We start from the raw sequence: 18,951 nt of genomic DNA, 5'->3' as shown, positions 1-18,951 counted from the left end.
TAATGCGCAAAATGATTCTGCAATGCGGCGCCCTGGCCCTGAGCCTGCTGGCCGCCAACGTGATAGCGGCGGTTTCGCCGGACGAAGCCAACAAGCTCGGGACCAGCCTCACGCCGTTGGGCGCGGAGAAGGCCGGCAACGCTGACGGCTCGATTCCGGCGTGGACCGGCGGCATTCCGAAAAACGCTGGGGCGGTGGACAGCAAAGGTTTCCTCGCCGACCCGTTTGCCAGCGAAAAACCGTTGTTCGTGATCACCGCGGCAACGGTCGACAAGTACAAGGACAAGCTGTCGGAAGGTCAGGTGGCGATGTTCAAGCGCTACCCGGAAACCTACAAAATTCCGGTCTACCCGACCCATCGCACGGTCGCCGTGCCGCCGGAAATCTACGAGTCGGCCAAGCGCAGCGCGCTCAACGTCAACAGCATCAATGACGGCAGCGGCCTGGCCAATTTCACCGGCAACCGCTACTACGCATTTCCGATTCCGAAGAATGGCGTCGAGGTGTTGTGGAACCACATCACCCGTTATCACGGCGGCAATTTGCGCCGGATCATCACCCAAGTGACTCCGCAAACCAACGGCAGCTACACGCCGATCCGCTTCGAAGAAGAGATCGCCGTGCCGCAATTGATCAAGGATCTCGACCCGGAAAAAGCCGCGAACGTGCTGACGTTTTTCAAGCAGTCGGTGACTGCGCCGGCGCGTCTGGCGGGTAACGTGTTGCTGGTTCACGAGACGCTCGATCAGGTCAAGGAACCGCGTCTGGCGTGGATCTATAACGCCGGTCAGCGTCGCGTGCGTCGGGCGCCGCAAGTCGCGTATGACGGGCCGGGCACTGCTGCCGATGGCCTGCGCACTTCGGACAACTTCGACATGTTCTCCGGCGCGCCGGATCGCTACGACTGGAAGCTGGTCGGCAAAAAGGAAATGTACATTCCGTACAACAGCTACAAACTCGATTCGCCGAAGCTCAAGTACGACGACATCGTCAAGGCTGGGCATATCAATCAGGACCTGACCCGTTATGAGCTGCACCGGGTCTGGGAAGTGGTCGGCACGGTCAAGCCGAGCGAGCGGCACATTTATGCCAAACGCCACATGTACATCGACGAAGACAGTTGGCAAGTGGCGCTGGTCGATCACTACGACGGTCGCGGCCAACTGTGGCGAGTGGCCGAGGGGCACGCGCAGTATTACTACGATCACCAGGCCCAGGCGTACACCCTGGAAGCGCTCTACGACATCATTGCCGGGCGTTACCTTGCCCTCGGGATGAAGAACGAAGAGAAGCACAGCTTTGAATTCGGCTTTGAAGCGAAAGCGGCTGATTACACGCCATCGGCATTGCGCGCTGAGGGGGTTCGTTAAGCCACCATCCTGTAGGAGCAAAGCTTGCTCGCGAAGGCGTCGGTTCAGCCAATATCAATGTTGAATGACACACCGCTTTCGCGAGCAAGCTCAGTTCCTACAGGGGAGGCGTTGGGTCAGCCAATATCAGTGTTGAATGGCAGACCGCTTTCGCGAGCAAGCTCAGCTCCTACAGGGGGTGGGTTGGGTCAGCCAATATCAATGTTGAATGACAGACCGCTTTCGCGAGCAAGCTCAGCTCCTACAGGGGAGGCGTTGTGTCAGCCAACATCGATGTTGAATGACACACCGCCATCCCCGTAGGAGCAAAGCTTGCTCGCGATGGCGTCGGTTCAGCCAATATCAATGTTGAATGACACACCGCCATCGCGAGCAAGCTTTGCTCCCACCAAGCTCTGCACCCACCAAGCTCTGCTCCCATCAAGCTCAGCTCATACAGGGGCGGGTTTTTTATGGGGGGCAATCAGCGTTCTGAATGTTTCTCAACAAGCACGCGGGAGAGGGCTAGGGTTGCGGCACAACTATAAAAAGGCACGCCGCAATGACCGCCATGACCCCGTGTCTGGATCGTCCGGGATTTTTGCCCCGCTTGTCCTCCCATCACCTGTCGCGCGAGCGTCTGAGCGCGCCGTTGCTGGCATCGAACGCGCGGGTGAAATTGCTCTGCGCGCCGGCCGGCAGCGGCAAAACCTCGTTGCTCGCCGATTGCCTGTTGCAGGCGCCGCCACAATGTCAGGTGTGCTGGTTGCCGTTGGCCGGTGCCGCGATAACCCCGGCAGATTTGTGTCGACGACTGGCCGAAGCGTCAGGGCTGCCGTCAGCGGAAGAGTCCGCAGTCCTTGCAGCGCTGGCCCGCTGGTCGACGCCGATCTGGCTGTTTCTCGACGATTATTGCCGCTTGCCGAATCCGCAACTGGACCAACTGCTCGATCGCCTGATCGCCGTCAGCAGCCCGATGGTCACCTGGTGGCTGGGCGCGCGGCGGCGTCCGCAATGCAACTGGCCACGCCTGTTACTCGACGATGATCTGTACGACTGCGAGCGCTCGACGCTGGCCTTCAATCAAGCGGAAATCGCCGCGCTGTTGCAGCACCTGACACCCGCCGAAGCGAACATTGCCGCGAGCAAAATCATCCGCCTCAGTGGCGGCTGGTGCGCCGGTGTGCGCATTGCGCTGCTGCACAAATGCGACTGGTCGCGCAACGACACGCTGCACAGCCGACCTGACACCTTGCTCGATTATCTGCAGCACGAACTGTTCACCAGCCTCAGCGCCGAACTGACCGAAGCCTGGCGTGTACTCGCGCATTTGCCGCGCTTCAATGCGCGATTGTGCGAGCACCTGTTCGGCGCCGGTGAAGGCGCGCAATGCCTGAAGACGTTGCAGGAACTCGGCTGCTTTATCGAGCCCTGGCAGGACTCGGCGGACTGGCTGCAGATTTTTCCGCCACTCACGCAACTGATGCGCGATGAACAATGGTCGACCGGGCGTTCCTGGCATCGGCGCGCGTGCCAGTGGTTCGCCGCCGAACAGCTGTGGAAACCGGCGTTCGAACAGGCCTTGCTCGCCGAAGAATATGAAGTCGCGGTCAGCCTGTTGCAGCACTTCAGTTTCGAGCATTTGTTCGAAGAGCAAACGGTGGTCCTGTTGCTGCGCTTGCACGAGCAACAGGGTGCGGAGTTGTTGTCTGGCTCGCCGCAATTGGTCGGCTTGATCACCGCTGCGTCGTTGTTCGCCGGGCGCTTTGAACAGGCGGCTGAATGCATCGAACAGCTGTCGCGATTTACCCCGCAACCGACGCCGCTGCTGCAGCAACAATTGCTCGCCCGTTGGCAAGCGCAGCAGGGTTGGTTGCTGCACTTGCAGGGGCGCATGGAGGCGTCGCGCGCGCATCTGCTGGAGGCGCTGAACGACCTCGGGCCGGACCTGTGGACCGTGCGCGTTTTGTGCCTGTCGGGGTTGACCCAGCAAGCCTTGCTGCGCGGCGAACTGGAAGTCGCGCAGGCACTCAACCGCGAGGCGCTGTGCCTGGCTCGGGCGCAGGGCTCACTGGTGTTTGAGGGCTTGCTCGAACTCGATCACGCGCAATTGCTGGAACAGCGCGGCGCCCCCGCGCGGGCCGAGACGCTGCTGGCGAATATCCATGATTTGCTCTGCCAACAGGCATCGTTGCCGACACCGCTGCTGGGGCGCATCGCCTTGCGTCGCGGGCGTCTGGCACTGTGCATGGGCGAAGAGGAGCGGGCGCAAGAACTGTTTCACGCCGGGCAGGAACAGTGCCTGCGCAGCCACGACAAACGCGTGTTGTACGGCTATATCGGCTTGGCGCAATTAGCTGCCAATCGGCGCGATTACGCCCACGCATTCGTCTGTTTGCGCGATGCCGAACGGTTGATGCAACTGCGCCAGATCCCCGACACGGTGTATCGCGGCGTGCTGTTGCAGGTCAGCAGCCATTTCTGGTTGCAACAGGGCCGCGCGGAGTTGGCGTGCGAGGCGCTGAGTCGCGTGCTCAAACACTATCGCGGGCCGCGCGCACGCCATGCGCCGCCGGCAACGCTCGCACTGATCGCGCGAATCGAATACCTGCTGGCGCTTGCCAAAATTCGAGTTATGCCGGGTTCGGTCGACGCGGTGGGGCAAATCGATGCGGCGCTTGAGCAGGCCCGATCGTGCGGCATGTACGCGCTCGCCACCGAGTTGCAATTGGCCTTGGCCGAGGCACTTTGGCTCGATGGGCAAGTGGCGAAAGCCGTCGACGTTTTGCACGAGGGCTCGCGCAATGTAGAGCGCTATCAACTACAGCAACTCTGGAGTGAATTGCGGTTGCGCCAGCCTTCATTGTCAGACGCGCAACACGTTGTTCCATTGCCGGCCAAAGAGCCATGCGCGAGTTCTGCGCCTGCGGACTTGTTAAGTCAGCGTGAACTGCAAGTATTGGAATTAATTGCACTCGGTCACTCTAATCAGCAGATTGCCGATGCGCTGTTTATTTCTTTGCATACTGTTAAAACTCACAGCCGCCGCATACATGGAAAGTTACGGGTGGAGCGTCGCACGCAAGCGGTAGCGAAGGCGAAATCGTTGGGGTTGTGGGGCTGACAGGGGATTGGTGTCGGGCTAAACGTTTCCCTTTATATGTAGAAAAAAGATTCGGTTTACATGCGGTTGTAGCTGTGACTGTTCAGTGTTGATTTGCCGATTTGATGTTTGTTCGAACCGACGTAGATTAATTTTCGCCTGCATTGAGCCGGCCAGTTGAGAATTAATCGAAGGGCAATTGAATGAACGTAATCAATACGCATATTCCCGCCAACAGTGACATTCCTGTCCAATGGCTCGAGCGTGCAAGTGCACTCGACCGACAGCACTACGGCGAACTCGAGCAGAACCTGATTGCCAGCCAGATTCATCTGGATAAGCAACTTGGCCCGTTCACCAGCGTTCAGGCTTACGCTCGTGATCTGGCTGCGCAGGCGCTGGCCAAGTGGTACCGGACAGCACTCGACCCCGACACGGTGATGACGTCATCGCGGTATGTGTTTTCGTTCGGTGGCCGCTCTTTGATTCAGGAAGAAAAGCGCTCGCTCACGGACTTGTTGTTGCACGGCTTGCACGATGAAGGTGAACGCCCACAGATTACCTTGCAGGTATCAGAAACACGGCACATGGCTCCCGATTGGCTGGAAAAGCTGATGAGCAACGACGTGCGGGCGGCTTATGGCCGCGAGTTCAGAGATGTTTATCAGCGCCCGAACGTACTCGCCGCCATGGAAAACCTGACTCGCGAGCAACTTCTGTTCAGCGCCTTTTCGGCAAAGTTGCAGGACCATCTGAGCGACAGCAATCTACAGCGAGTGCGCCGTCTCATTGAGGGCGATGAGGATTTGATCATCGCGCCAGTGCAGTTGCACGAAAACTGGCGGCCGCTGGCCGGCCTTGCCGTTATCAGCAGTCGCAGTCCGAGCGATGACGATTGGTTGCTCTATGCACCTGACTCGCCCGGTGGCCAGGACTGGTATCAACTGCCGTCGCTGCGGCGCGTGAGCATCGATATTGGAAGTTGGACAGAGACACCGCGCGGTCGCGAATACCTGAGCTGGCAGACTCATGCACTGGACCGCGAAGTTGTCGGTGGTTATCTGCAACAAGTCTCTAGACTGCCAAGTCTCTGGCGAGGAGTTTCGCTGGCACCGGCGCCTTATACCGGCAAGGAAGCACTGACAACTGTTGTTGCCAACCATCGCGATTGGCTGATCGCCGCCGAAGAAAGCCATACACCCTACGGTTACCGGGCGGCGACCGATCAACAGCGCCAAGTGTTCAGCCGGATCAACTGCGAACTGCGGGCGTTACGTGCGATTGAAGTGCGCCAGGGCAGTTTCATCAGTTATGACCGTTTCTGCCATCAACTGATCAAACAACGCGTAGAGGACGTTCTTCTCGCCGCCGGTGAAAATGTCGCGGTCGATCCTGACCGGATTGAAGTGCAAATCAGTGCGCAACAGCAAATGAGCCTGACTGAACTGATAGTCCGGGAAGTGCACTTCGCTGCAGATAACCCCAACCGCGACTTGTACCCGCGCTATACGCTGAAAGCGTCTCATCCGGCGATCAGCAAACTGGATATTCGGCATATCGCCGGTTGGTCGAGGACGTTGCGCGCGGGTGAGCAGTACATCGCCATGTTGCGCACGACGTATATGAATCGCAGGCATCCGGATGGGCGGTTCAAGCGTCTTTTGCACCTCGGCATCCTGCAACGGCAGATGCGCACGGCGATCTATCTGGCGCTGTTCACTGGCCGTTTGTCGAATTCGCACGTCACCGAGCTGATGAAGGTAGTCGATGGATATGACCCGGATCGGCCGCTGCCCGAGGCGCCGCTGGGTGAGGAACCGACAGCGGTGCAGCACAGCGCGATGTTTGAGCTTCGTCTCAAAGGTCACGCGTTGATCGGCACGTTTGTGTTTCGCCTGCACATCGGCGGATTGGTCGAAGAATACCTGTTCACCCCGAATGCGCCGGACGGCCGCGAGTTGCGTCCCTTCAAAGACTTTGTCAGCGCGGTGAAAACCCGTGGTCTGGGTGACTATTTTTATGCGCGCACGCCGGCGGTCTACCAACGACTGATTGGCACCTACGTAACAGACCTTGAACAGTTGGCGAACTTTGCCGAGGCGCCGGTACTGGAGCGCAACTCGCGCATCACCGATTTCAACAGTTGTTACGACAGCGTGCTGCGCAAAGTCATGTCCGATGTGGACGAGGCAACGCAGAGCCTTGAAGAGATCATTACCGGCATCGTCTTCGAAACTGTGTTGATCGCTGCCACGTTAGCCAGCGTGATCTATCCCCCCGTCGGCATTGCAGTGAGTGCCGCGCTGCTGACCAAGGAGATGGTTCAGGGCGCCGAGGCCTATTCACTGGGGGACAGAGCCACGGCACTCATGCATTTCGCTAGTGCATTGATTGAATTGGCGACGCTGGGCAAAGGTGCGCACAAGCTGACCAAGGCTAGCAAACTGCAGAAAAATCTCATCGATATGCTGGGGGACGTCTACAGCATCGATAAGCTCTACGCCAAGGCCAGCGGTCTGCCGCAATTGCATGAGCGGGCATGGGAGGAAATCCAGGAACTGCTCGCCGACCCCGACAGCGCCAGCAGCAAAACTACCTTGGCGTGATAACCGCCAATGCCCGCCGACGTGTAGCGCTGTTCAACGGCTGACATCGTCGGGCTGATAACCCATCCGCCAACTCACGGCCCGGGTCGCTGCCAGCAAGCGCTGCGCCGCCGGGCCATCTTCGTCGGCGTGGAACAGTGACGTCGGGCCGACGATGGTCAACACCGCCGCAACGTTGCCGACCGCATTGAACACCGGCGCGGACAACGCATCGACGCCGGGCATGAGCAAACCGTGAACGTGGTGCAAGCCGCGTTGGCGAATCTGTTCGCGCAATGTCTCGTAGGCTTGATCGTCGGCCAAGGCGTGCGCCTCACTGGCCTGGACCTCCAGTTCGCGCAACTCGCTGGTTTCCCGATCTGGCAGAAAGGCACTGAATACCAGGCCTGTCGACGAAGTCAGCAACGGCAACACCGAACCCAATTGCGTGACCACCGTGACCGCGCGCACCGCCGGTTCGATGTGCACCACCGTCGCACCCTGATTGCCCCACACCGCCAGAAAACACGTTTCGTTCAAGTCATCGCGCAACTCGGCCAAGGGCAGGGCGGCGACTTTCAGCACGTCCATGCTGTTGAGCGCGGCGAGGCCCACGCGCAGGGCTTCGCGGCCGAGGCCATAGTGGTTGGTGGCGGCGTTCTGCTCGGCGAAACCGCTGGCGATCAACGCCTGCAAATAGCGATGGACCTTGCTCGCCGGCATCTGCACGTGTTCCGCCAGGCGCGACAATGAGGTCGCTGGCGACAGTTCGGCCAGGGCTTTGAGAATGTCGGTGCCGACCTCGGCCGAACGGACTTTCTGTTTATCGGTGCTGCGCGGCTTTTCCATGGAGGCGGTGTGATCCCGGGACGAATGGGCGTCTTTATAGCTTGACGGTCAATCCCGATCAAATTACGTTATGCGTAATTTGATTACGATAAAAATAACCCGGGCGTGCCGAGACCTCTGCAATAGAGCGATGGGCCATTGCCTACTCCCCGTTCAGGAGGCTCCATGAACCTCGATTCAACGGCGCCAGCGCTGGCTTATCAGTCAGGCTTCGGCAACGAATTCAGCAGCGAAGCGTTGCCCGGCGCACTGCCCGTCGGCCAGAACTCCCCGCAAAAAGTCCCTTACGGTCTCTACACCGAACTGTTCTCCGGCACGGCGTTCACCATGGTCCGCAGCGAAGCGCGGCGCACCTGGATGTACCGCATTCAGCCGTCGGCGAATCACCCGGCGTTCGTCAAACTGGAGCGGCAATTGGCCGGCGGACCGTTGGGCGAGGTGACCCCCAACCGGCTGCGCTGGAACTCGCTGGAGATCCCCAGCGAACCGACCGATTTCATCGACGGGCTGGTGAGCATGGCGGCCAATGCCGGCGCCGATAAGCCAGCCGGGATCAGCGTCTACAGCTACCGCGCCAACCGTTCCATGGAGCGCGTGTTCTTCAACGCTGACGGCGAATTGTTGCTGGTGCCGGAACTGGGCCGGCTGCGCCTCGTCACGGAACTCGGCGTGCTCGAAATAGAACCGCTGGAAATCGCCGTGCTGCCGCGCGGTCTGAAATTTCGCGTGGAATTGCTAGATCCGCAGGCGCGCGGCTACATCGCCGAAAACCACGGCGCGCCGCTGCGCCTGCCGGACCTGGGGCCGATCGGCAGTAACGGCCTGGCCAACCCGCGCGACTTTCTGAGCCCGGTGGCGCATTACGAAGACCTCAGGCAACCCACCACGCTGGTGCAGAAATTCCTCGGCCAGTTGTGGGGTTGCGAGCTCAATCATTCGCCGCTGAACGTGGTCGCCTGGCACGGTAACAACGTGCCGTACAAATACGATCTGCGCCGCTTCAATACCATCGGCACGGTGAGTTTCGATCACCCGGATCCGTCGATTTTCACCGTTCTGACTTCGCCGACCAGCGTCCACGGTTTGGCTAACCTGGACTTCGTGATTTTCCCGCCGCGCTGGATGGTCGCCGAGAAAACCTTCCGGCCGCCGTGGTTCCACCGCAACCTGATGAACGAATTCATGGGCCTGATCAAAGGCGAATACGACGCCAAGGCTGAAGGCTTCGTGCCCGGCGGTGCGTCGTTGCACAGCTGCATGAGCGCCCACGGCCCGGACGGCGAAAGCTGCACCAAAGCGATCAACGCCGAACTGTCGCCGGCGAAAATCGACAACACCATGGCGTTCATGTTCGAGACCAGCCAAGTGCTGCGCCCGAGCCAATACGCACTCGAATGCCCGCAACTGCAAAGCAACTACGACGCCTGCTGGGCGACGTTGCCCGTCACTTTCGACCCGACCCGGAGATAACCCATGACTCAGACTTCCAACACTAGTAGCTGGGTTGCCTCCGCCAACGGTGACACTGATTTCCCCCTGCAAAACTTGCCGCTCGGCGTGTTCAGCGCTAACGGTTCGGCAGCGCGCAGCGGTGTGGCCATCGGCGAACATATCTTTGATCTCGAAGCGGCGCTCGACGCCGGCCTGTTCGACGGCGCGGCACGCACGGCAGTCGAAGCGACCCGTGGCGGCCAGCTCAATGCCTTCTTCGAACTCGGCCGCGATGCCCGCGTTGCGTTGCGCTCGCGTCTGCTGGAACTGTTCGCCGAGGGCAGCACCCTGCGCGGCAAGATCGAAGCCCAAGGTGCGAAATTGCTGCCATTGGCGGCGGATTGCGTGATGCACCTGCCGGCGAAAATCAACGACTACACCGACTTTTATGTCGGCATCGAGCACGCGCAAAACGTCGGTAAATTGTTCCGTCCAGATAACCCGTTGCTGCCGAACTACAAGTACGTGCCGATCGGTTATCACGGTCGTGCCTCGACCATTCGCCCGTCCGGCACCGACGTGCGTCGGCCGAAGGGCCAGACCTTGCCGGCCGGTCAGACCGAGCCGACTTTTGGCCCGTGCGCGCGCCTCGATTACGAACTGGAACTGGGGATCTGGATCGGTCAGGGCAACGAGATGGGCGATTCGATTGCCATCGGCGACGCGGCGGATCACATCGCCGGTTTCTGTTTGCTGAATGATTGGTCGGCGCGCGACATCCAGGCCTGGGAATACCAGCCGCTGGGGCCGTTCCTGTCGAAGAGTTTCATCACCAGCATCTCGCCGTGGGTCGTCACCGCCGAAGCGCTGGAGCCGTTTCGCCGTGCGCAACCGGCTCGCCCGGAAGGCGATCCGCAGCCGCTGCCGTATCTCACCGACAAGCGCGATCAGGAGGGCGGCGCGTTCGACATCGAACTCGAAGTGCTGCTGCTCACTGAAAACATGCGCGAGCAAAATCTGCCGGCCCATCGCCTGACCCTGAGCAACACCCAACACATGTACTGGACCGTGGCGCAAATGGTCGCGCACCACAGCGTCAACGGCTGCCAATTGCAGGCCGGTGATCTGTTCGGTTCGGGCACATTGTCGGGGCCGCAAAGCGGTCAGTTCGGCAGCCTGCTGGAAATCACTGAGGGCGGCAAAAAGCCGATCGAATTGGCCTCGGGCGAGGTGCGTAAATTCCTTGAAGACGGCGACGAAATCATCCTCCGTGCGCGTTGCAACCGCGAAGGGTTTGCCTCGATCGGCTTCGGCGAATGCCGTGGCAAAGTCGTGCCGGCGCGTTAACAGGAGCGGGTCATGCAGCTCTATACCTACTATCGCTCGACCTCGTCTTACCGGGTGCGCATCGCGTTGGCGCTGAAGTGCCTCGACTATCAGGCGCTGCCGGTCAACCTGATCGCGGCGTCCGGTGGCGAGCACCGGCAAGCGCCGTACCTGGCGCTGAACCCGCAAGGTCGGGTGCCGGCGTTGCGCACCGACGACGGTCAGTTGCTGATTCAGTCGCCTGCGATCATCGAGTACCTGGACGAACGTTATCCACAGGTGCCGTTGCTGTCCAAAGACCTCGTTACCCGCGCGCATGAACGCGGCGTGGCGGCGCTGATTGGCTGCGACGTGCATCCGCTGCACAACGTCAGCGTGCTGAACAAATTGCGCCAACTGGGCCATGACGAAACGCAGGTGGCGGAGTGGATTGGGCACTGGATCAGCCAAGGTCTGGCGGCGGTGGAGCAGTTGATTGGCGACGCCGGTTATTGCTTTGGCGATGAGCCGGGGATGGCGGATGTTTACTTGATCCCGCAGTTGTACGCGGCGCAGCGCTTCAACATTGCGCTGGATGCGTACCCGCGGATTTCCCGGGTTGCTGCAATGGCCGCGACACACCCGGCGTTTATCAAGGCGCACCCGGCGAACCAGCCTGACACGCCCTGAAACTTCACCCCGCCCTCTGTAGGAGCGAGGCTTGCCCGCGAAGGCGGTGTGTCAACTACATGGATGTCTGCTGACACACCGCCTTCGCGGGCAAGCCTCGCTCCTACAAGGGATTGGCGATATCCCCGACACCATAAGAACAATTCAGGTACCTCGCGATGCATAACCAGATTGCAAGCTTTCGGGCGGCACTCGACGCCCGTCCTGTGTCCCGTTATCAGTGGCTGATCCTTTTGTTGCTGGCGTTATTGCTGGTCACCGATGGCTACGACGCGCAAGTTCTCGGTTATGTCGTGCCCGCCCTCGCGAAGGATTGGGGCCTGGAAAAATCCGCGTTCGGCCCGGTGTTCAGCGCCAACCTGTTGGGCCTGACCGTGGGCTCGTTGGTCGTCACACCGTTGGCCGATCGCTTCGGGGTGCGGCGGATTCTGCTGTGTTGCGTGCTGATCTACGCCACGCTCACGGTGTTGATGGTGTTCGCCGATTCGCTGAACACCTTGATGGCGGCGCGCTTCATCTGCGGGATCGGCATGGGCGGGGCGATGCCCAGCGCGATGGCGCTGATGTCGGAATACTCGCCGCCCCGCCTGCGCACCTTGATGGTGACCCTGGCGGCGTGCGGGTTTTCATTCGGTGGTGCGGCGGGTGGTTTTGTTGCGGCGGGTTTTATCGACAGTTTCGGCTGGCAAGCGGTGTTCCTCGCTGGCGGCGTGACGCCGTTGCTGCTGTTTCCGTTCCTGGCGTGGTTCCTGCCGGAATCGCTGCCGCGTCTGTTGCGCGATGCACCGCCGTATACCCGCTTGCGCAAAGTCACCGCGCGGATGCTCCCGGACTGGCAGCCGCCCGCCGCATCGGTTGCGCAAAACCAGAAAGAGCAGGGCAGCAAACTGACGGTCGTGGAGTTGTTCCGCAACGGTTATGCGCGGCCGACGTTGCTGATCTGGGCGACCTTTTTCGTCAGTCTGATCCTGCTGTATTTCATGATCAGCTGGCTGCCGTCGCTGTTGCTGGAAAGCGGTTTGAAACTCAATCAAGCGAACCTGGTGACCTCAATGTTCCTGTTCGCCGGCACCGTCGGCGCGATCTGCATGGCGTGGTTTGCCGACCGTCTCAAAAGCAAAGTGCGCCTGCTCGCCGCTGTCTTGGCCGGCGCGGCGCTGTGCACCATTCTGCTCGGCCTCAACCACGACAATCCGCGTTATCTGGTGGCCAGCGTGATCGCCGCGGGGTTCTGCATCATTGGCGGGCAACTGACGCTCAACGCCTTCGCCAGTAACTTCTACCCGGCGCACGTGCGCGCCACCGGCACCGGATGGGCGCTGGGCGTGGGCCGATTCGGTTCGATCCTCGGGCCGCTGTTCGGCAGCATGCTGCTGGCGATGCACATCCCGGTGCAGCAGATTTTCTTCTTCTGCGCGATACCGGCGGTGATCGCGGCGTTGTTCATCATCCAGGTGCGCTCGCCTCAAGAACCAAGCGCAACCCCCGTAGGAGCAAGGCTTGCCCGCGAAGAACGATAACGCGGTATCCCTGAAGGACCGAAGCGCCTGATTCGCGGGCAAGCCTCGCTCCTACAGGGCCAGCGCAAAACACTGTGGGAGCGAGCTTGCTCGCGAAGGCGTCCTGTCAGGCGATGCAAATGGCGACTGACCTGACGCTTTCGCGGGCAAGCCTCGCTCCTACAGGTGTGTTTAGTGGACGATGGAATTCGGCGGCAAATGCCCGAGCCGTTCAGTCAGGCGAATCCGCTGGATCGGGTCTTCGCTGAGCAGCAACGCATGTTCCAGATCAAAGCGCTCAGCATTCGGGCAATCCAGGCGTTGATAGAGGCTGGCGCGGGCGAGGTAGTCGGAGGCGCTGCCGTTGCCCAGTTCGAGCACGCGCTCGGCATCGACCAGCGCGCCGATGTAGTCATCGTTGGCCAGATGCAACTGACGCAGGTTGCGTGACAGGCGTTGCAGCATCGACAGCGGGTTGGCGGTCAGCAAGTGCTCGGCGCTGAGTTTGATGTTCGGGCCGTACTGGCGCTGCAGCAAATCGCGGCAGTCGTTGGGGTACAAGCGGCGCCCGCCGCACGGGTCGAGCAGATGATCGGCGCCCTGAACCCGTAACAGGAAATGCCCCGGAAAGTTGACCCCGACCATGGGGATTTCCAATCTGCGAGCCAGCTCCAGCGCAATCAAACCCAGCGCCAATGGCTGGCCCCGCCGACGCTCCAGCACTTTGTGGATAAGCGCCACTTGCGGACGCAGCGGCACAAAATCGTCCTGGGCAAACCCGAGGTCGTTCATCCGCCGCAATAACGGTTGGGCCAGTTCGCTGACCGGCAGCATCGGCAAGCCTGAGCTGACGCGCTGTTGCAGATCCTTGAAGTTCACCAGCACGCTTTGCGGATCCACCTCGGCATCATGTTCGGCCGCAATCCACAGCGCCGCCTCGAACAGCGCGGGCGGCGAGCGTTGCAGGCAGTCGAAGAAACGTTGGCGCGGGGTCATCAAAATCTCCGTGGAATGCCTCGTTTTAGCCCCGTCGCCGACTTTCGTCCAGTGCTGCACACATGCTGTTGCAGGTTATGTCCGAAAGCCCTGAAAGCCGCGCGCGTTATTCCGGTGCGCTCCAGCAATTTTCAGGCGCAAGCCTATACTGGCGACTACAAGACGTATTCGGGAGCCCGACAATGTTCGCTCTCATGCAAAGCACTCGCCTTGAATCGCTTCATCTAAGCGTAGACCCGGTCACCGGGTTGAAGGCAGTCATCGCCATTCATAACAGCCGCCTGGGGCCAGCCCTCGGCGGATGCCGTTACCTTGCCTACCCCAGCGACGAATCGGCGGTGGAAGACGCCGTGCGCCTGGCCCAAGGCATGAGTTACAAAGCCGCACTCGCCGGCCTCGCGCAGGGCGGCGGGGTGGCGGTGATCCTGCGACCGGTGCACGTGGAAAACCGCGCCGCGCTGTTTGAAGCGTTCGGGCGCTGTATCAATCAGCTCGATGGCCGCTACATCACCGCGATCGACAGCGGCACTTCGGTGGCGGACATGGACTGCATCGCCCAGCAAACCCGGCATGTCACCAGCACCACGTCGGCCGGCGACCCGGCACCGCACGCGGCGATGGGCGTGTTCGCCGGCATCCGCAGCACCGCCATGGCGCGGCTCGGCAGCGATAATCTCGAAGGTTTGCGCGTCGCCATCCAGGGCTTGGGCAACGTCGGTTTTGCCTTGGCGGAGCAACTGCACGCGGCGGGCGCCGAACTGCTGGTCAGCGACATCGACCACGGCAAGGTGCAATTGGCGATGGAGCAACTCGGCGCGCACCCGATTGCCAACGATTCATTGCTCAGCACGCCGTGCGACATCCTCGCTCCGTGCGGCTTGGGCGGGGTGCTCAACAGCCACAGCGTCTCGCAACTGCGCTGCTCGGCGGTGGCCGGCTCGGCGAATAATCAACTGACGCACCTGGACGTCGCCGATCAACTGGAGCGCCGTGGCATCCTCTATGCGCCGGACTACGTGATCAATTCCGGCGGTTTGATCTATGTGTCGCTCAAGCATCGCGGCGATGAATTGGCGACGATCACCGCGCACCTGTCGAAAATCAGCTCGCGGTTGACCGAGGTGTTTGCTCACGCGCAAGCGGAAAAACGCTCGCCCGCGCGGGTAGCGGATGAGTTGGCAGAGAAGGTTTTGTATCGCTGACAGCGGTTTACTGCAGACATGAAAAAGGCCCTGAGCCATTCGACTCAGGGCCTATTCAATTCGTACTTTGCTTACTTTGCAGCCTTCGCCGCTTTCGCAGGTTTCACCGGCTCGGCTTCTTCAGCCACATCCACCGATGCTGCCGCTTTCACCGGGGCCGCCGCTTCCACCGCGGCTGGCGCTTCAACCGGCGCGCTCAGCAATTCGGACAAGGCGTCCGGCTGGCTCTTGAACGCCTTGGCGAACACATCGCGATTCTTCGCCATGTAAATCCCGGCTTCTTCCACTTGCTGCTCGCTCAAGGACGGAACGGCTTTGTGCAACACTTCAGCCAGCAATTCGGCCAGTTCGAGCATTTTGTCATGACGGTCAGCTTCGGCTTTATCCATGAACAAGCGCTCCAGATCTCGGCTGCTGCGGTATACCACTTCGACGGCCATTCACCACCTCACATGCCTTCACATTAAGTTGTCTTCGCGACTACTGTATCTATATACAGCGAAAAGGATAAGCGAATCCCTGCGCTTTGGGTAGTGGCTTTTCAATGTAGACCGAAATCAGTCGGTTCGCGCACTCCCTGTGGGAGCCGAGCTTGCTCGCAATGAGGCCGGCAAATCCGCCACAAAAGTGTCCAATGGCAGCCCATCGCCATCTCACCCTCCAGCCTCTGGCCTTTTTTCTGCATGCAGAACAACCGTCACGTCCAACCCGCATGATCCGCTCGAAACGAGCTAAGGAAGTATCACCGTGAAAATCAACTGGGCCGAGAAACTGCGGCAGAACGTGCACCAACTCGCCGAATCGCTGGGCAACCTGTTCGTCGAGAGCTTCCATTACCTGGCGCTGTTCGCCATCGGTGCAGTGACCGCGTGGGCAGCGGTGATGGAGTTTTTGGGGATGATCGAAAATGGACACATCAAGATCGATGACATCTTGCTGCTGTTCATCTACCTGGAACTGGGCGCAATGGTCGGGATTTACTTCAAGACCAACCACATGCCGGTGCGCTTCCTGATCTACGTGGCCATCACCGCGCTGACGCGACTGCTGATCTCCAACGTCTCGCACCACAACCCGCCGGACATCGGCATCATCTACCTGTGCGGCGGGATTCTGCTGTTGGCGTTTGCGATTCTGGTGGTGCGTTACGCCTCGTCACAATTCCCTTCGGTGAAAATCGAACACCCGCAACGCAAGATCGGCACAGGCTCCGGTGAGCATCCCGAGGTCGAGAAGGGCGAAATTTGATGTTTCCACGCCTTGCCCAAGGAGGGGTTCGGCGCTAGATTCCTGCAATATGATATTTCCTGCACAGTAAATATCTGGTTTTTGCTGAATATTCCGCTAAATCGGCATATTTGCTGCGCAGTAAATAATGGAGGAAGCATGGACGTAGATAACGAGAGGCTTGTCGCTGAGCTTCTGGAGACATTGGCGGGTCTTCCCAATGTGCAGCTGTCTGAAAGATCCTCTCCTGTCGGTCCGGAGGCTGCGCCATCCATCGATTTGACCATCGCGTCTGATTCCGTGCATCTGCTGATCGAATGCAAGCGAACGATCTTTCCTCGTGATGTGCAGCAGATCTTATGGGCGCGACATGCCGCCAAGGCCAAAGAACCTGTCGCAGACAAATCGACCATTTCCTTACTAGCCGCTGACTCGATTTCACCCGGCGCCAGAAAGTTACTGGAAGAGGCGCAAGTCGGATATTTCGCTGGGGGAGGGAGTCTTTGCCTTCCAACGCCAAACGCTTTTTTTTATGTCGACAGACCAGCTTCCAAATCTGAAAAAAAGTCGACCAGGGATTTTTATTCGGGGCGACGCGCCCAAGTTATCCACCATTTGCTCAATCATCCTTCTGAGTGGTTCGGGGTAAATCAACTTGCTACTTTGGCAAAGGTCTCAGCGGCAACTGTATCTGCAGTGTTGACCACTCTGGATCGTCACGAATGGCTTGAAACAAGAGGGCAAGGTCCGAGCAAAGAAAGAAAGCTGTCTGCCCCCGGAGAACTTCTGGATGCGTGGAGCAAACAACTAAGTGAAATTGCCGCCCCTGCCGTTCGCCGCTATTACGTTCCGGGGTACAAGGGTGAGCAGTTAGTTGAATGGGTGGCCAAAGCGTTCGTGGACAATTGCGCGGAATATGCGATTACGCATGAAGCGGCGGCCCAGCGTTATTCGCCTTTTCTCACTGGCATCTCCCAAGTGCGTTGTCTGCTGCAGCCAGGCTGGACGGCCGATTTATCTTTGCAGCGCCTGGAAGCAAGGGCGGTGACAGAAGGGGCAAATCTGATCGTTATTGAATCGAGGAGCGACGGTGACTTTCTGGAAACACGGGATATCGACTCGGTGACTCTGGCAAGTCCAGTGCGGGTCTATCTTGATCTTCTGAAAGGCGAGGGGCGGGCGCGTGAACTCGCTGAACACTTGAGAAAAGAAAGGATCGGTTTCTGATGATGAAACCTCAGACATCAGGTGGATACAGTGCCAATTACACACTCGATTGTGAGCGAGTTCTGGTCACGCTCATGCGGGGGCTGGGGCCGTGGAAGGAATCGGTTTTTCTGATCGGCGGGTTAGTGCCGCGTTATCTGGTGAGGGCCAGGCCACCGGCGGTGCCCGCCCATGCGGGCACCAGTGACGTCGATGTCGTCATCGATTTGGCGATTCTTACCGATACTCAGGCCTATCACACGCTAGAGGAAAACTTCAAAAAGAATGGCTTCGAACGCTCAGTCAATGAGCACGGGCGAAAGTTGTCGTGGCGTTGGCAGACCAGGACCGAACACGGCGTGCTGATGGTTCTGGAACTACTTGCCGACGCGCCCGAGATTTGCGGCGGGAAAGTTCAGGCGCTGCCAACGGAGGGAACGATTTCGGCGCTGAATATTCCCCATTCATCCATGGTCTTCGACCACCACGAGCAGATCGAAATTTGCGCAGAATTGCTCGGCGGAAATGGTTTGGCGACCGAGTGGGTCAAGTACGCAGACGTCGTGAGTTTCACCTGTTTGAAGTCGTTGGCGTTCGATCAGCGAAACGAACGTAAGGACGCTCATGATCTTGTGTATTGCATTGAGCATGCGGATCTTGGACTGGATGCGGTAGTGAGTGCATTGATCCAGGCGCAAGGAGGCAAATATCCACATGTAATACGCCAAGCATTCGACATTCTGCACCGGCGTTTTGTGGGCGACGATCCAACTAATGGCTATAAGTTGGATGGCCCCGTCTCAGTCGCGAAGTTTGAGTTGGGAGCGGACGAAGAATTCAAAGAGGCCAGGGCGCTTCGCCAACGCGAGGTCAGCGATTTGATCGAGCAGCTGCTGATGCGAGTTACCCAACCAAGCAACTAGCCTACTTTGCGTCGACACGCTTAGTCGCCGCTTACCCACGCAATGAAACGACCCCGCAACGCAAGATCGGCACCGGCTCCGGTGAGCATCCCGAGGTCGAGAAGGGCGAAATCTAAAGGCGCATCGCCGGTTGCGCGTGCTCTTTGCTGATCGGCGGCGGCAGTCTGCGATTGTCGCTGTCGGTCATGGCTTCGAGGATGGCCACGGCGCTGTGGCCTTGTTCGATGGCGATGCCGAACTGGATGCTTTGCACCAGGCGTTTGAGGCGCTTGGGATCGTTGCGCTGTTCGGCGCTGATCATCCGTTTGGCGACCACGTGGCCGCTGTTGGACAGGGTCAGCATGATGCTGCCGTCCAGCCCCTGAATGCTCAGGTTGATCTGATAGTCCGCTGCAAAGGCATCGGTAATGAGCTGAAAAGGGTTGTCCATGATGCGTCACCGTCTGATTGAACGTGCAGTTGTTGACCGGCCATGATCGGGTTGGTTCGCATTACCAGACCATTGGCATTCCTTGTTCATGCGCTTTCGTCCATGTCGCCAAAGGGCTGTAGCAAGGGCCATGCCGGGAAAACTGTCGGACAATAA

The 18,951-nt window shown here is 59.5% G+C and carries 14 protein-coding genes and 1 pseudogene; 11 read left to right on the top strand and 4 right to left on the bottom strand.

Features of this window, described 5'->3' with window-relative positions; translation table 11 throughout:
- The first annotated feature begins 2 nt into the window (after nucleotides 1-2).
- From BI292_RS25630 to BI292_RS25615, 3 genes are all read left to right on the top strand, one after another.
- Nucleotides 3-1,370, top strand: a complete 1,368-nt coding sequence (locus BI292_RS25630; RefSeq protein WP_101209631.1) for a DUF1329 domain-containing protein — start codon at nucleotides 3-5, stop codon at nucleotides 1,368-1,370.
- A gap of 541 nt (nucleotides 1,371-1,911) precedes the next feature.
- Nucleotides 1,912-4,473, top strand: a complete 2,562-nt coding sequence (locus BI292_RS25620) for a LuxR C-terminal-related transcriptional regulator (RefSeq protein WP_101209629.1) — start codon at nucleotides 1,912-1,914, stop codon at nucleotides 4,471-4,473.
- 182 nt (nucleotides 4,474-4,655) lie between these two features.
- Nucleotides 4,656-7,058 (top strand): dermonecrotic toxin domain-containing protein, encoded by a 2,403-nt coding sequence (locus tag BI292_RS25615; protein WP_101209628.1) that lies wholly within the window; start codon nucleotides 4,656-4,658, stop codon nucleotides 7,056-7,058.
- Nucleotides 7,059-7,091: 33 nt separating this feature from the next.
- On the opposite strand, the gene BI292_RS25610 is transcribed toward BI292_RS25615, so the two are convergent.
- A complete protein-coding gene (locus BI292_RS25610) occupies nucleotides 7,092-7,886 on the bottom strand; it encodes an IclR family transcriptional regulator (protein WP_092273107.1) in 795 nt (264 codons plus the stop codon).
- 165 nt (nucleotides 7,887-8,051) lie between these two features.
- On the opposite strand from BI292_RS25610, the gene hmgA reads away from it, so the two are divergent.
- The 4 genes from hmgA (at nucleotide 8,052) to BI292_RS25590 (ending at nucleotide 12,832) form a co-directional block, all read left to right on the top strand.
- Complete coding sequence (gene hmgA / locus BI292_RS25605; RefSeq protein WP_101209627.1) at nucleotides 8,052-9,356, top strand: homogentisate 1,2-dioxygenase; 1,305 nt, start codon at nucleotides 8,052-8,054, stop codon at nucleotides 9,354-9,356.
- A gap of 3 nt (nucleotides 9,357-9,359) precedes the next feature.
- Entirely contained in the window at nucleotides 9,360-10,664 is a 1,305-nt protein-coding gene (gene fahA / locus BI292_RS25600) for a fumarylacetoacetase (protein ID WP_101209626.1), read from the top strand.
- A gap of 12 nt (nucleotides 10,665-10,676) precedes the next feature.
- Nucleotides 10,677-11,312 carry a maleylacetoacetate isomerase gene (maiA, locus tag BI292_RS25595; RefSeq protein WP_101209625.1) on the top strand — a complete coding sequence of 212 codons (636 nt, stop codon included), beginning with the start codon at nucleotides 10,677-10,679 and terminating at the stop codon, nucleotides 11,310-11,312.
- A gap of 158 nt (nucleotides 11,313-11,470) precedes the next feature.
- Nucleotides 11,471-12,832, top strand: coding sequence for an aromatic acid/H+ symport family MFS transporter (locus BI292_RS25590; protein ID WP_101209624.1), 1,362 nt, complete (start codon nucleotides 11,471-11,473; stop codon nucleotides 12,830-12,832).
- Nucleotides 12,833-13,003: 171 nt separating this feature from the next.
- Here BI292_RS25590 and BI292_RS25580 read toward each other — a convergent pair whose 3' ends face one another.
- Entirely contained in the window at nucleotides 13,004-13,807 is an 804-nt protein-coding gene (locus BI292_RS25580; protein ID WP_101209623.1) for a SirB1 family protein, read from the bottom strand.
- A gap of 182 nt (nucleotides 13,808-13,989) precedes the next feature.
- Between BI292_RS25580 and BI292_RS25575 the strand changes: the two genes are divergently transcribed.
- Nucleotides 13,990-15,009 (top strand): Glu/Leu/Phe/Val dehydrogenase dimerization domain-containing protein, encoded by a 1,020-nt coding sequence (locus tag BI292_RS25575; RefSeq protein ID WP_101209622.1) that lies wholly within the window; start codon nucleotides 13,990-13,992, stop codon nucleotides 15,007-15,009.
- Between the two features lie 200 nt (nucleotides 15,010-15,209).
- Here BI292_RS25575 and BI292_RS25570 read toward each other — a convergent pair.
- Nucleotides 15,210-15,449, bottom strand: a pseudogene (locus BI292_RS25570) (YebG family protein); the annotation flags it as partial.
- Between the two features lie 307 nt (nucleotides 15,450-15,756).
- On the opposite strand from BI292_RS25570, the gene BI292_RS25565 reads away from it, so the two are divergent.
- The 3 genes from BI292_RS25565 (at nucleotide 15,757) to BI292_RS25555 (ending at nucleotide 18,365) form a co-directional block, all read left to right on the top strand.
- A complete protein-coding gene (locus BI292_RS25565) occupies nucleotides 15,757-16,257 on the top strand; it encodes a phosphate-starvation-inducible protein PsiE (RefSeq protein WP_092273082.1) in 501 nt (166 codons plus the stop codon).
- Between the two features lie 138 nt (nucleotides 16,258-16,395).
- Nucleotides 16,396-17,463 (top strand): type IV toxin-antitoxin system AbiEi family antitoxin, encoded by a 1,068-nt coding sequence (locus BI292_RS25560; protein WP_101209620.1) that lies wholly within the window; start codon nucleotides 16,396-16,398, stop codon nucleotides 17,461-17,463.
- Nucleotides 17,463-18,365, top strand: a complete 903-nt coding sequence (locus BI292_RS25555; protein ID WP_101209619.1) for a hypothetical protein — start codon at nucleotides 17,463-17,465, stop codon at nucleotides 18,363-18,365. Before BI292_RS25560 ends, BI292_RS25555 begins: the two co-directional genes overlap by 1 nt.
- 112 nt (nucleotides 18,366-18,477) lie before the next feature.
- On the opposite strand, the gene BI292_RS25550 is transcribed toward BI292_RS25555, so the two are convergent.
- A complete protein-coding gene (locus BI292_RS25550) occupies nucleotides 18,478-18,795 on the bottom strand; it encodes a DUF3509 domain-containing protein (RefSeq protein ID WP_101209618.1) in 318 nt (105 codons plus the stop codon).
- Between the last annotated feature and the right edge of the window lie 156 nt (nucleotides 18,796-18,951).

Origin of the sequence: Pseudomonas sp. 43NM1 (assembly GCF_002836905.1) — a bacterium.
Taxonomy (GTDB): Bacteria; Pseudomonadota; Gammaproteobacteria; order Pseudomonadales; family Pseudomonadaceae; genus Aquipseudomonas; species Aquipseudomonas prosekii.
The sequence above is the reverse complement of the archived record's forward strand: the minus strand, read 5'-3'. Positions and strand labels throughout refer to the sequence as shown.

What these genes read in the sequence shown, in the direction of transcription:
- BI292_RS25630 (WP_101209631.1), top strand. Translation starts at nt 3, where the DNA reads ATGCGCAAAATGATTCTGCAATGCGGCGCCCTGGCCCTGAGCCTGCTG.
- BI292_RS25620 (WP_101209629.1), top strand. Translation starts at nt 1,912, where the DNA reads ATGACCGCCATGACCCCGTGTCTGGATCGTCCGGGATTTTTGCCCCGC.
- BI292_RS25615 (WP_101209628.1), top strand. Translation starts at nt 4,656, where the DNA reads ATGAACGTAATCAATACGCATATTCCCGCCAACAGTGACATTCCTGTC.
- BI292_RS25610 (WP_092273107.1), bottom strand. Translation starts at nt 7,886, where the DNA reads ATGGAAAAGCCGCGCAGCACCGATAAACAGAAAGTCCGTTCGGCCGAG.
- hmgA (WP_101209627.1), top strand. Translation starts at nt 8,052, where the DNA reads ATGAACCTCGATTCAACGGCGCCAGCGCTGGCTTATCAGTCAGGCTTC.
- fahA (WP_101209626.1), top strand. Translation starts at nt 9,360, where the DNA reads ATGACTCAGACTTCCAACACTAGTAGCTGGGTTGCCTCCGCCAACGGT.
- maiA (WP_101209625.1), top strand. Translation starts at nt 10,677, where the DNA reads ATGCAGCTCTATACCTACTATCGCTCGACCTCGTCTTACCGGGTGCGC.
- BI292_RS25590 (WP_101209624.1), top strand. Translation starts at nt 11,471, where the DNA reads ATGCATAACCAGATTGCAAGCTTTCGGGCGGCACTCGACGCCCGTCCT.
- BI292_RS25580 (WP_101209623.1), bottom strand. Translation starts at nt 13,807, where the DNA reads ATGACCCCGCGCCAACGTTTCTTCGACTGCCTGCAACGCTCGCCGCCC.
- BI292_RS25575 (WP_101209622.1), top strand. Translation starts at nt 13,990, where the DNA reads ATGTTCGCTCTCATGCAAAGCACTCGCCTTGAATCGCTTCATCTAAGC.
- BI292_RS25560 (WP_101209620.1), top strand. Translation starts at nt 16,396, where the DNA reads ATGGACGTAGATAACGAGAGGCTTGTCGCTGAGCTTCTGGAGACATTG.
- BI292_RS25555 (WP_101209619.1), top strand. Translation starts at nt 17,463, where the DNA reads ATGATGAAACCTCAGACATCAGGTGGATACAGTGCCAATTACACACTC.
- BI292_RS25550 (WP_101209618.1), bottom strand. Translation starts at nt 18,795, where the DNA reads ATGGACAACCCTTTTCAGCTCATTACCGATGCCTTTGCAGCGGACTAT.